The sequence below is a fragment of the Streptomyces sp. NPDC004561 genome (assembly GCF_053602155.1).
The window spans coordinates 1-11,178 of sequence record NZ_JBSGDB010000303.1 but is presented as its reverse complement, the minus strand read 5'-3'; the positions used below and the strand labels follow the sequence as shown (position 1 = coordinate 11,178).

Annotated in this window: 13 protein-coding genes; 4 read left to right on the top strand and 9 right to left on the bottom strand. The window is 72.5% G+C overall.

Annotated elements, in window-relative coordinates; all coding sequences use genetic code 11:
* Window positions 1-298: GntR family transcriptional regulator (locus ACWEN3_RS31070; RefSeq protein ID WP_452977386.1), on the bottom strand; the 298-nt coding region annotated here is incomplete at its 3' end.
* Between the two features lie 47 nt (window positions 299-345).
* On the opposite strand from ACWEN3_RS31070, the gene ACWEN3_RS31065 reads away from it, so the two are divergent.
* The gene (locus ACWEN3_RS31065; RefSeq protein ID WP_452977384.1) at window positions 346-864 is read left to right on the top strand and encodes a carboxymuconolactone decarboxylase family protein; all 519 of its coding nucleotides are present in this window, start codon (window positions 346-348) and stop codon (window positions 862-864) included.
* 113 nt (window positions 865-977) lie between these two features.
* On the opposite strand, the gene ACWEN3_RS31060 is transcribed toward ACWEN3_RS31065, so the two are convergent.
* From ACWEN3_RS31060 to ACWEN3_RS31050, 3 genes are all read right to left on the bottom strand, one after another.
* Window positions 978-2,465 carry a glutamate synthase subunit beta gene (locus tag ACWEN3_RS31060; RefSeq protein ID WP_452977382.1) on the bottom strand — a complete coding sequence of 496 codons (1,488 nt, stop codon included), beginning with the start codon at window positions 2,463-2,465 and terminating at the stop codon, window positions 978-980.
* Window positions 2,466-2,639: 174 nt separating this feature from the next.
* On the bottom strand, window positions 2,640-3,119 hold the full coding sequence (locus ACWEN3_RS31055) for an anthrone oxygenase family protein (RefSeq protein WP_452977379.1): 480 nt from the start codon (window positions 3,117-3,119) through the stop codon (window positions 2,640-2,642).
* A 260-nt stretch (window positions 3,120-3,379) separates the two neighbouring features.
* Complete coding sequence (locus tag ACWEN3_RS31050; RefSeq protein ID WP_452977377.1) at window positions 3,380-4,075, bottom strand: DUF2293 domain-containing protein; 696 nt, start codon at window positions 4,073-4,075, stop codon at window positions 3,380-3,382.
* Window positions 4,076-4,470: 395 nt separating this feature from the next.
* Between ACWEN3_RS31050 and ACWEN3_RS31045 the strand changes: the two genes are divergently transcribed.
* Window positions 4,471-5,103 (top strand): uridine kinase, encoded by a 633-nt coding sequence (locus ACWEN3_RS31045; RefSeq protein WP_452977374.1) that lies wholly within the window; start codon window positions 4,471-4,473, stop codon window positions 5,101-5,103.
* 45 nt (window positions 5,104-5,148) lie between these two features.
* On the opposite strand, the gene corA is transcribed toward ACWEN3_RS31045, so the two are convergent.
* The gene (gene corA, locus ACWEN3_RS31040; protein WP_452977371.1) at window positions 5,149-6,276 is read right to left on the bottom strand and encodes a magnesium/cobalt transporter CorA; all 1,128 of its coding nucleotides are present in this window, start codon (window positions 6,274-6,276) and stop codon (window positions 5,149-5,151) included.
* A gap of 229 nt (window positions 6,277-6,505) precedes the next feature.
* On the opposite strand from corA, the gene ACWEN3_RS31035 reads away from it, so the two are divergent.
* The gene (locus tag ACWEN3_RS31035) at window positions 6,506-7,300 is read left to right on the top strand and encodes a methyltransferase domain-containing protein (protein WP_452977368.1); all 795 of its coding nucleotides are present in this window, start codon (window positions 6,506-6,508) and stop codon (window positions 7,298-7,300) included.
* A 442-nt stretch (window positions 7,301-7,742) separates the two neighbouring features.
* On the opposite strand, the gene ACWEN3_RS31030 is transcribed toward ACWEN3_RS31035, so the two are convergent.
* Together ACWEN3_RS31030 and ACWEN3_RS31025 are read right to left on the bottom strand one after the other, a co-directional pair.
* Window positions 7,743-8,678: a carbohydrate kinase family protein gene (locus ACWEN3_RS31030; protein ID WP_452977365.1), complete on the bottom strand. Its 936-nt coding sequence runs from the start codon at window positions 8,676-8,678 to the stop codon at window positions 7,743-7,745.
* Window positions 8,663-9,571, bottom strand: a complete 909-nt coding sequence (locus ACWEN3_RS31025) for a pseudouridine-5'-phosphate glycosidase (RefSeq protein ID WP_452977362.1) — start codon at window positions 9,569-9,571, stop codon at window positions 8,663-8,665. Before ACWEN3_RS31025 ends, ACWEN3_RS31030 begins: the two co-directional genes overlap by 16 nt.
* Before the next feature lie 99 nt (window positions 9,572-9,670).
* Here ACWEN3_RS31025 and ACWEN3_RS31020 point away from each other — a divergent pair, with 99 nt between their 5' ends.
* Window positions 9,671-10,102, top strand: coding sequence for a VOC family protein (locus ACWEN3_RS31020; RefSeq protein ID WP_452977359.1), 432 nt, complete (start codon window positions 9,671-9,673; stop codon window positions 10,100-10,102).
* A gap of 120 nt (window positions 10,103-10,222) precedes the next feature.
* On the opposite strand, the gene ACWEN3_RS31015 is transcribed toward ACWEN3_RS31020, so the two are convergent.
* Together ACWEN3_RS31015 and ACWEN3_RS31010 are read right to left on the bottom strand one after the other, a co-directional pair.
* Window positions 10,223-10,777, bottom strand: a complete 555-nt coding sequence (locus ACWEN3_RS31015) for a methylated-DNA--[protein]-cysteine S-methyltransferase (RefSeq protein ID WP_452977356.1) — start codon at window positions 10,775-10,777, stop codon at window positions 10,223-10,225.
* A 41-nt stretch (window positions 10,778-10,818) separates the two neighbouring features.
* Window positions 10,819-11,178, bottom strand: a 360-nt coding sequence (locus ACWEN3_RS31010) for a glycerophosphodiester phosphodiesterase (protein WP_452977353.1), incomplete at its 5' end; no start/stop codon positions are given.

Genomic DNA, 11,178 nt, shown 5'->3' with positions numbered 1-11,178 from the left:
CGGCGTGCGGCAACGGTTCCGCCCGGTCCGCGACCCGGGTGCCCGAGCCCTGCCGGGCGGTCAGCCAGCCCTCGGCGACCAGCTCGGCATACGCGTCGGCCACCGTGTTCCGGGCCACGCCCAGGTCGGCGGCGAGCGAACGGTACGGCGGCAGCCGGGTACCGGGCGCGAGCCGTCCGCTGCGCACGGCCTCCCGCAGCGCCCCGATGAGCGCTGCCCGGCGGCCACCCGGACCGGACAGTTCCAGATGCAGATCGGCACCGATGCGCTCCGCGGAATTGACCCACGATTCCATCATGGAAATGCACCCTACAGACGGTCTTTCCGGCCCGTAGGTTGAAGCACATGACGACGAACACGACTGCCGCGGCTGCCGACTTCACCACCGGGATCGCCGAGGCCGAGGCCGCCCGCACCCGCCTGGAACTCGCCATGGCCGCTCCCAAGGTCTTCCGCGCCCTCATCGGCTTCGACGCCGCCGCCCGCTCGGGCCTCGACCCCGCGCTGGTCGAGCTGATCCAGATCCGCGCCTCGCACCTCAACCACTGCGCCTACTGCCTGCACATGCACACCAACGACGCGCGCGGGGCGGGGGAGAGCGAGGACCGGCTGCACATGGTCCCCGTCTGGCGCGAGGCCCGCCACTTCTTCACTCCGAGGGAACAGGCCGCTCTCGCCCTGACGGAGGCGGTCACCCTCGTCGCCGACGCGGGCGTCCCCGACGCCGTCTACGCCGAGGCCGCCGCCCACTTCGAGGAGGAGGAACTGGCCCACGTCCTCGCCCTCATCCTCACGATCAACACCTGGAACCGCGTGGCCCTGGCCACCGGCAAGGTGGCCGGCACGGACGAACGGCGCCGCTGACCTCCCCACCCCCTCCGGGGACAGGGCCGGTCACCTGACTCCGACGGCCGCACCCGCGACCGGCCACGACACCATGACCCGGCGACACCCCTTCCCGCCCCGGGTCCCCGCTCTCACACCCTCATAGGCCGATCCCTCGGAGAGACCGGTGCCGGCAGTTGCGAAGCCCCTGTCAGGTACTGGTCGACGGCAGCCGCCACCGCCCGTCCCTCCGCGATCGCCCAGACGATGAGCGACTGCCCGCGCGCCGCGTCCCCGGCGGCGAACACGCCGGGGACGTTGGTCGCGAAGCCGTCGTCCCGGGCGATCGTGCCGCGCGCCTCCAGCACCAGACCCAACTGCTCGATCAGGCCGTCCTCCCGGTCCGGCCCGGAGAACCCCAGAGCGAGCAGCACCAGATCGGCGGGGAGCGTCCGCCCGGTGCCCTCCACCGGCTGCCGCCGCTCGTCCACCTCCACCAGATGCAGCGAACGCACATGCCCGCCGCGGTCCCCGGCGAAGCGGAGCGTGGACGCCGCGAACAGCCGCGCGTCCGCGTCCGCCGCCGGCGCCGTACGCAGGTCCCGCGCCTCCTCGTGCGCGGCCGACAACCGGTAGATCTTCGGATACGTCGGCCACGGCTCGACGTCCTCGTCGCGCTCGGCACCCGGCTGCGCGTAGATGTCCAGCTGGGACACGGACGCCGCCCCCTCGCGCACCGCGGTCCCCAGACAGTCCGCCCCGGTGTCCCCGCCGCCGACGATCACCACGTGCTTCCCGGCCGCGGACAGCGGTGAAATCTCCAGATCCCCCTCACACACCCGATTCGACAGCGGCAGATACTCCATCGCCTGGTGTATCCCGTTCAACTCCCGACCCGGCACCGGAAGTTCCCGCCACGCCGTCGCACCCGTCGCGAGGACGACCGCGTCGTACCGCGCCCGCAGATCCGCCGCCCCCACATCCCGTCCGACCGCCGTGGACGTACGGAACCTCGTCCCCTCGGCCCGCATCTGCTCCACCCGCCGCTCCAGATGGTGTTTCTCCATCTTGAAGGAGGGGATGCCGTACCGCATCAGCCCGCCGATCCGGTCGTCCCTCTCGTACACGGCGACCGTGTGCCCGGCCCGGGTCAGCTGCTGAGCCGCGGCGAGCCCGGTGGGCCCGGAGCCGATGACGGCGACCGTCTTCCCGGACAGCCGCTCCGGAGGCCGCGGCGGGGTGAAACCTTCCTCCCAGGCCCGGTCGGCGATCGCGCACTCGACGTTCTTGATGGTGACGGCCGGCTGGTTGATCGCCAGCACACAACCCGCCTCACAGGGTGCCGGACACAACCGTCCGGTGAACTCGGGAAAGTTGTTCGTGGCGTGCAGCCGGTCGCTCGCGGCCCGCCAGTCCTCGCGCGAGACCAGGTCGTTCCACTCGGGGATGAGATTGCCCAGCGGGCAGGCGTCGTGGCAGAAGGGGACGCCGCAGTCCATGCAGCGGTCGGCCTGCTTGCTGATGATCGGCAGCAGCGCGCCCGGGACGTACACCTCGTCCCAGTCCCGCGCCCGCTCCTCGACGGGCCGCCGCGGCCACTCCTGGCGCGGCGTGGTCATGAACCCCTTGGGATCGGCCATGATCGTCTTCCTCGCGTACGGGCACCGGGGGCGCCAGGTGTACGACGGGCCGTGCGTCATCGGCGGCACATATCGGCACTCTTCCGGCCACGATACGTCCGCGCCGACCCCCGTGCAGAGTGGCTGACAGCGCTTTCTGTCGAGGTCCGGGGGATTCCGCGAGGGATCAGGCGATCAGGTGAGGGCCAGCACGTAGACAAGGGCGGCCGCGGCGGATGCGGCGGTCCGGAGATGGTTCCAGAACGTCCACTCGCGCACGTATTCCGGCCAGTACAGGGCGGCCTCGGGCGCGCCCGGGGTGAGCCCGGCCAGCCGGTCGTTGCGCGGCACGTTCGCGACGATGGTCAGCCCGAACGAGCCGAACAGGTACAACGCGCTGCCCAGTAGCAGCTCCAGCTTGCCGTGGTCCGGCCACACCACGAACGTCACCACCGCGATCATCGCGCACAGCACCGCCGAGCCGGTGAACACCGTCATGAAGGCAGGCCGTACCGCGGCCACGTTGATCGCCTTCATCGCGGCCACGCCCTGCGCCGGCGGCAGCTCCGCCAGCCCCCGCATCACGAAGGTCGAGAACCCGCAGAAGACCCCGGCCACTATCCCGGTGCCCAGGATCCCCAGCACTGCCAGCACGAGAAACGGTCCTTCGATCACAGCCACACTCCCATCACGCCCATCCGGCTCCGCCCGAACCGGGGCCGGGCATCACCATCGCTCCTAGTCAATGCCCAGGAAGGGGACCCGGCCATGGCCGAAGAACGCGACGGCATACGTGAGCGTCCATACGGGGACGTGTGAGCGCTGTGGAGGTGGTGTGAGGAGGGGTATGCGGGGCTGGTGGGAGATGGGGGTTGGGGGAGGCGGGAGGGACGCTGATGCAGAGCTGCCGCACCCGCACGCAATGTCGCGCGTTCTCAACCCACGTCCTCCCCGGCCGCCTGCCATGCCCGCAGCACGCTCTCCACGGCCGGGAGGATCCGGCGGCGCGCCTCGTACCGTGGCACCCCGCTCATCAGCAGCTGGTCGTACGGCGTGTCGACATGCCGTACGCCGGCCACGACCGCCGAGATCACCGCGCCCTCGGACAGCGCCCGTCCGGCCGCGCTGCGTCCCACGCGCCCGCTGCCCCGCACGGAGGCGTGCGCGGCGATGGCCCGGGCCCGCTCCGCCGGGCAGCCCGGGAACAGCCGGAGGATCTCCGCCGCGAACGCCGTCGCGAATTGCTCGTCCTCCACCACCCTGCGCCGCGCGTCCCGCGCCCGCCGCCGGCGCCGCGCCCCCGCGTCCGCCAAGCAGCGTTCCTCGGCACGGGCCAGCGCGGCCTCCTCCACGAGGACGCCCTGCCGCTCGTAACGGCTCTTGCGCCGGTTGAACCGCACCACCACCGCCGACAACCCGCTCTCCTCCCGCGACCTGCGGGTCAGCGCCGTGTCACCACGTGGCAGGAACACCAGGTGCCCGAGGTCGGCACAGTCCAGGCAGCGGGGCGCGCCGTCCTCCAGCACCAGCAGCGACAGCGGTCCGCGCTCGCACGCGGTACACCGCTTGTGCTTCAGCGGCTGGATCGCGACAAGCCGACCGGAAGAGTGGGGAGTTGAGGGAAGCGCCATACGCGTTTCTTTCCCCGCCGCCACCCGCGCCTCCCGCCCCGACCCGCTCCTTCTCCTCCTCCCTGTCCGCATCCTTGTCCGCCGGAGACACCACTTCCGGACCTCGGACCTCGTCCGCCGGAGGTACCGCTCCCGGACCCTGTGCCCTTGGCGGCACCATCCCCGGCCGCCGTCCGCCTGAGGCGCCGGCCTCGGCCCTCCGTCACGAGGCGCAGCCCTTGTCACTGTTCCGCCGGAGGTGCCTCCCGCCCCCGGACTCCTCGCATGGCCCCCTCGGCAGCAGGCATCGCCCCGGGTGTCCCCCCTTTCAGCACGCGCCACCACCAGCCGGCCCCACCCCCCTTCCCCGTAGGGTGCCGACACCGGCCGTTCGGTCGACCCGGCATCATGGGCGTGTGCGACTCGAAGCGATCACCTGGGACCGGCTCGCCGAGCTGCTGGCCGACCGGCTGGCCGGGCAGGAGACGGCGGACGGGGGCGCCTGGGTGCGCGTCGGCTTCGACGGGGCCCCGGCCGCCCACCCGGAAGACCTCGCCGAGCGGGTCGCGGAGGCGCTGCGGGTACGCGGGCGGCCGTCGCTCGTGGTCGGCGCCGAGGGCTTTCTGCGCCCGGCCTCGCTGCGCCTGGAGCACGGGCGGCGGGACGCCGAGTCGTACTACGGCGGATGGTTCGACACCGGCGCCCTGTGGCGCGAGGTGTTCGGTCCGCTCGACCCCGGAGGCAGCGGGCGCGTCCTGCCCGACCTGTGGGACCCGGCCACCGACCGGGCCACGCGAAGCCCCTACGTCCAACTACCGCCCGGCGGAATCCTGTTGCTGCACGGCCCCCTTCTCCTGCGTCACTGGTTCCCGTTCGATCTGACCGTCCACGTCCTCCTCTCCACCGGCGCCCTGCGCCGCCGCACCCCCGAGACCGACCACTGGACCCTCCCCGCCTTCGAGCGCTACGCGGCGGAGGAGGACCCGGCGGGCACGGCGGACGTCCTGGTGCGCGCCGACGACCCGCGTCACCCCGCCTGGCGCGGCTGATCCCGGCCGACGTCCGGTCCGGGCGTCCGGCGATCCCCTGCCGGCTCAGAGCCAGCCGTTGCGCCGGAACCCCCGATACAGCGCCACGCACGCCACGGCCATCACCGTCATGACCAGCGGATAGCCGAACCGCCAGTGCAGCTCCGGCATGTGGTCGAAGTTCATGCCGTACACGCCGCACACCATCGTCGGTACGGCGATCACGGCGGCCCAGGCCGTGATCTTCCGCATGTCCTCGTTCTGCGCGACGGTCACCTGAGCGAGGTGGGCCTGAAGGATGGAGTTGAGCAGTTCGTCGAACGCGGCGATCTGCTCCTTGGCTCGGATCAGATGGTCGAGCACATCCCGGAAGTACGCCTGTATCTCGGGTGCGACGACCCGTATGGGCCGGGTGGCCAGCTCCTCCACCGGACGGCCCAGCGGCACCACCGCCCGCTTCAGCTCCAGCAGTTCACGCTTCATCTGGTAGACGCGGCCCGGATCGAGCCGTGCGCCCTGCTCCGAGAACACCTCCGTCTCGACCTGGTCGATATCGGCCTGGACCGCGTCCGTGACGCTCAGATAGTCGTCGACGACATGGTCGGCGATCGCGTGCAGCACCGCCGCCGGCCCCTTCGCGAGCTGGTGCGGATCGGCCTCCAACTCCTCACGCAGCGGACCCAGTGAACCGTGCCGGCCGTGCCGGACGGTGATGACGAAGTCCTGGCCGACGAACGCCATGATCTCGCCGGTGTTCACCACCTCGCTGGTCGCGGTAAGCCGTTCGTGCTCCACGTAGCAGACCGTTTTGAACACCGCGAACAGCGTGTCCCCGTAGTGCTCCAGCTTCGGGCGCTGATGGGCCTCGACCGCGTCCTCCACCGCCAGCGGATGCAGGTCGAACAACTCGGCGATGCTGGCGAACTCCTCGTCCGTCGGCTCGTGCAGCCCGAGCCAGACGAAGCCTTCACCGCTCTTGCGCACCATCTTCACCGCGTCCACCAGGTCGGCGCAGCCCGGCACCCGCACGCCGTCCTGGTACGTCACACAGTTGACCACCGACGAGCCCAGCGGCGACCGGGCGGGATGGCTCAGGTCCACGCGCGGCCGCCGCCGGGCCAGCCGCGCGACCTTGCGCAGGCCGCCGACCTTGCCCAGCCCCGTGACCTTCCGCAGATTCCCCGCCATCGTCATCTGGATCTCCTCGGTTGGATCTCCTCGCGTAACGCCTCCGCGTCTTGCCTGGCAAGTCTGCCAGTCAGGAGCAAGGGGCGGGCAAGCCTGTGGGAACGCGTTGTTCCGCTTGGTTTCCGCCTGTGGACGGAGGGCCGCCCGAGTCACGTCCCCGGAAGAGCTGAGTCCCCCGTCCTTGGAAGAGGTGTCGACCGGACCGGACGTTCCGGGCGGCTGGGATGATCGCGGTATGACGCCATCCGACGGGTACCTCCTGGACAACCAGCAGCGCGAGGCGGGCGAGCGCTTCGACGCCTTCGCCACCCTCTTCGATCCCACGACCTTCCGGCACATCGAGGGGCTCGGCATCGAGCCGGGCTGGCGCTGCTGGGAAGTCGGGGCCGGCGGCGCCTCCGTGGTGTCCTGGCTCGCGCGGAAGGTGGGGCCGACCGGCGAGGTCGTCGCCACCGACATCGACACCTCGCGGCTCGCTTCGGTGGCCCGCCCGCCGGTGCAGGTCCGCGTCCACGACGTGGGCGCGCAGGAGCCGCCGGGGGAGGAGTTCGACCTCGTGCACGCCCGGCTGGTCCTCGTTCATGTCCCGGACCGGGAGCGGGCGTTGAGGTCCATGATCAGGGCGCTGCGGCCCGGCGGGCGGTTGCTGATCGAGGACGCCGACCCCGCCCTCCAGCCCCTGATCTGCCCCGACGAGTACGGCTCCGAGCAGCGGCTCGCCAACCGGCTCCGCCAGGGTTTCCGCAAGCTGCTCGCCGAGCGCGGCGCCGACCTCGCGTACGGCCGCAAGCTCCCGCGCCTGCTCCGGGAGGCCGGCCTGCACGAGGTGGAGGCCGACGCCTACTTCCCCGTGACCTCGCCCGCCTGCACCGCCCTGGAAACCGCGACGGTCCGTCAGATCCGGGAACGGCTAGTCGCCGCGGGTCTGGCCACCGACCAGGAGATCGACCAGCACCTGGCCCATGTCGAGACCGGCAACATGGACCTGACCACCGCCCCGATGATCTCGGCATGGGGCCGCAAGGCCTGACACCGGAGCCGCACGGCACAACGCCCCGCATCCGCAGCCTGCGCCCACCGCGCGCGCCGGCCTCGTTGGCACGCCTTAGGACGCAGTTCGGCCAAGCTGTCAGAGCGTTGGTGCCGAGCAGCCACGGCCGGATGCCCGTGCTGCGGCACATGCCGAGCAGCCACGGCAGATGCCCTTACTGCGGGGCACAACGAGCACCGGGCTGCGCATGCCACCGGGCGCGCAGTTGTAGTCAGATGCTCCTGTCTGCAGGTATGCGGCCGCATGCGATGCCTCCGTCGACACGTCTGCCGACCAGCCAGGTGCGCCCCCCTCACCCTGCGGCCGAGGCCCGCTCCCCGTCGGCGTGTGAACAGGGCCCCGCCGGACGACGCACCCACAGCCGAGCCCCCATCGCCACGAACACAGCCACAGCTGGCCGGCGTCGCCGCCGGGCCAGTCCTCAGCCGCCGTTCCCCGGACGCGGTGGCCGGCCGCCCACCCGTCCCACGGCCTCCGCGCCCGCCCGGCAGCCTAGGGCCGCCGCCTCCTCAGGGGGCGCGCCCGCGATGAGGTGGGCGAGGAATGCGCCGGTGAAGGCGTCGCCGGCGCCCGTGGTGTCCCGAGGGGTCGCCGGCGCGGACGGGACCCGGGCGGGCGCGCTGCCGGGACGGGCCACCAGCGCTCCGTCCGCCCCCGCCTTGGCCACCACCAGGGGAACGAGACGGCTCAACTTGGCCGCCGCGTCCACCGGATCCGGCAGCCCCGTCAGCAGACAAGCCTCGTCCCGGCTGGGCAGCAGCACGTCCAGCCCCTCCGCGAACGCAAGGAAGCGGTCCACTCCCAGCTCCACCAGAAAGCCCGCCGAGGCCGGATCCATGCTGACCGGCACCCCACGCGCGCGTGCCGCCACGAGCGCCTCCCCTGCGAGCGCCCGGCTCGGCTCCGTGAACAGCAGATAGCCCGACAGATGCAGCCAAGCGACCCCGTCGAGCAACGCGTCCGACCAGTCCGCGGGTTCGAGCCGCAAGGACGCCCCGCTGTCCGTGAGGAACGTGCGCTCGGCCGCCGCACCCGTGTCGACCAGGCAGATCACCGTTCCGGTCGCCGCCTCCGGGTCGACCACCAGCCGGGGCCGCACCCCGGCCGCGGCCAGCTCCCGCTCGTGCCACGCGGCCGCGTCCGCACCCACCCGCCCGAGCAGCCGTACGTCCGGACAGCCCGCGTGAGCCGCCCAGCAGGCCACGTTGGCGCCCGCACCGCCCGGCAGCGTCCGGATCACCGCGGCGGTGTCGGTGCCCGCCGCGAGCGGCCCCCGGTGCCGGGCGACCACGTCCGTGACCACGTCGCCGACGACCAGCAGGGCCCCTTGGCGGCCCGCGGTCACCCCCTGGTCCACGCCGCGGCGATCCGCGCCGCCAGCCGTACGTTGCCGCGCACCGCAGCCAGATTGGCGCTCAGGGACGCGCCGTCCGTGTGCCGGACCAGGTAGTCCAGCAGGAACGGGGTCACGGCCTGACCGGTGACGCCCCGCTCGGCGCAGGCGTCGAGCGCCTCGTCGAGCACGCGCGCGTGCAGCCCGGGGTCGAGCTGTTCCGTCTCCGGCACCGGATTGGCGACGATCAGCGCCGAACCCGGCGCGTCGAGCCCGTCCTGGGCCCGCATGACGTCCGCGACCTCTTCCGGGCTGTGCAGCGTCCAGTCGACCGGATGCCCGGAGTCGGACAGGTAGAAGCCGGGGAACCGGTCCGTGCCGTACCCGGCGACGGCCACGCCCAGCGTCTCCAGGCGCTGCAGGGTCGCCGGCACGTCCAGGATCGACTTCACGCCCGCGCACACCACCGTGATCCTGGTCCGCGCCAGCAGCCCCAGGTCGGCCGACTCGTCCTGCGTCACGGTCCACTCCCGGTGCACACCGCCCAGCCCGCCGGTGGCGAACACCCGGATGCCCGCCAGCGCGGCCAGCTGCGCGGTCGCCGACACCGTGGTCGCCCCGCTCGCCCCCGCGGCCACGGCGAGGGGCAGGTCACGGTGCCCCAGCTTGCGGATGCCTTCCTCGTTCGCGACCCGTTCCAGCTGCTCCTTGTCCAGACCGACCCGTGGGCGCCCGTCGAGCACGGCGACGGTCGCCGGCACCGCGCCCTCGCGCCGCACCGCGTCCTCCAGCTCCAGCGCCACCTGCAGATTGCGCGGGCGGGGCAGACCGTGCGCGATGATCGTGGACTCCAGCGCCACCACCGGCCGCCGCGCGTCGATCGCCTCCCGGACTTCTTCCGACACCACCAGCACCACGTGCCCGCCTCCTGTCCGTCGGTCCTTCCTCATCTCTGGCGGGCGCCGCCCGCGATTAAACGCTTGCGGCCTGTGCGGGACACGACCAGCCTGGGCCGCATGACGCACAACACCACGCGCCTCGACCACGTCGTCCTGTGGGTGGCCGACCCGGTCGCCGCTGCCGGCTTCTACGAGACGGCCGTTGGTCTCGAACCGCTCAGGGTCGCCGAGTTCGCCGAGGGAAGGGTCTCCTTCCCTTCCGTCCGCGTCAACGAGGAGACCATCCTCGACCTCGCCCCGCACAGCCTCGCGGAACGCATGCCGAGCCTGCCCGGCGCGGCCGACAGCGCGGGTCACCCCGTCAACCACGTCTGCCTGTCCCTGCCGGCCGACGCCTTCGACGCCCTGCGCACCCGGCTGGCCGAGCACGGCGTCCCGATGACCGACATCGGCCACGACTCGTACGGCGCCCGCGGCCCGTCCACGCGCAACTTCTACTTCCGGGACCCCGACGGCAACGTCTTCGAGGCCCGGCACTACGCGCAGTAGCCGACCGGGGCCCGCTACGACGCCCGACGACCCGCGCCCACGACGCCCACCGGCCCGCACGCGCCCGCTACGACGCGCGTCGGCCCGCACCCGCTACGACGCTCGCAGGCCCGCGCCCGCTCAGAACAGCGGCTCGGGCAGCACACCCTCCAGGGCGAGCAGCTTCCGCTTGGTCTCCAGGCCGCCCCCGAAACCGCCGATCCCGCCGTCGCTCTCCACCACCCGGTGGCACGGCACGACCACCGGCAGCGGATTCGCGCCCATCGCCGCGCCGACCGCCTGGGCTCCGCCGGGCTGCCCGACACGCCCGGCGAGATCGCCGTACCCCACCACGCTGCCGAACGGCACCCCGGACGCCAGCTCGCGCAGCACCTGCCGGTTGAACCCGGAGATCAGCGACCAGTCCAGCGGCAGATCGAAGTCCTGCCGCGCGCCGGTGAAGTAGGCCCGCAGCTGGCGTATCGCCTCGGCCAGCAGCGGCGCGTCCGGGTCCTCCACGGGCGTACCGCCGAGCCGGGCCGCCAGTCGTTCCAGCGCCCGGTCGCGCACCGCGTCCGTCGCGTGGAAGACGACGTTGACCAGCCCGCCCGGGGTCGCCGCCAGCATCAGCGGGCCGATGTCGGTCCCGACGACGGCCCATACGATCCGCTGCTCGTCCTGCCCATGGCTTTCCATGCGCCCACGGTACGGCCCGCCACTGACAACGCCCCCCCGGCTCAGCCCGAGGCCAGCGCCGCCCGGACCACGTCGGGCTTGTTGGTGATGATCCCGTCGACGCCGTACCCGGCGACCTTGTGCGCGGTGGACGCGTCGTTCACCGTCCAGGCGAAAACCCCGAGCGGCCTGCCGTGCGGCCCGTAGACACTGTGCGCGGCCGCCACGTAGTTCCTGGAGAGTGACCCGTACGACGGATTGATCAGATCGACGAAACGCGCGTACTGAGGGAGCTGCGCCACGGTGGGCATACCGAGGTAGGCGGTGGTGATCGCGGGCTTCAGCTCGTGGACGGTCCGCACGCTGTCGGCGCTGAAGCTCTGCACGACCAGCCGCCCCAGGTGCTTGCGGTCCAGCCAGCT

Coding starts and splice junctions, on each gene's coding strand:
- ACWEN3_RS31065 (WP_452977384.1), top strand. CDS start 346: ATGACGACGAACACGACTGCCGCGGCTGCCGACTTCACCACCGGGATC.
- ACWEN3_RS31060 (WP_452977382.1), bottom strand. CDS start 2,465: ATGGCCGATCCCAAGGGGTTCATGACCACGCCGCGCCAGGAGTGGCCG.
- ACWEN3_RS31050 (WP_452977377.1), bottom strand. CDS start 4,075: ATGGCGCTTCCCTCAACTCCCCACTCTTCCGGTCGGCTTGTCGCGATC.
- corA (WP_452977371.1), bottom strand. CDS start 6,276: ATGACGATGGCGGGGAATCTGCGGAAGGTCACGGGGCTGGGCAAGGTC.
- ACWEN3_RS31035 (WP_452977368.1), top strand. CDS start 6,506: ATGACGCCATCCGACGGGTACCTCCTGGACAACCAGCAGCGCGAGGCG.
- ACWEN3_RS31020 (WP_452977359.1), top strand. CDS start 9,671: ATGACGCACAACACCACGCGCCTCGACCACGTCGTCCTGTGGGTGGCC.
- ACWEN3_RS31015 (WP_452977356.1), bottom strand. CDS start 10,777: ATGGAAAGCCATGGGCAGGACGAGCAGCGGATCGTATGGGCCGTCGTC.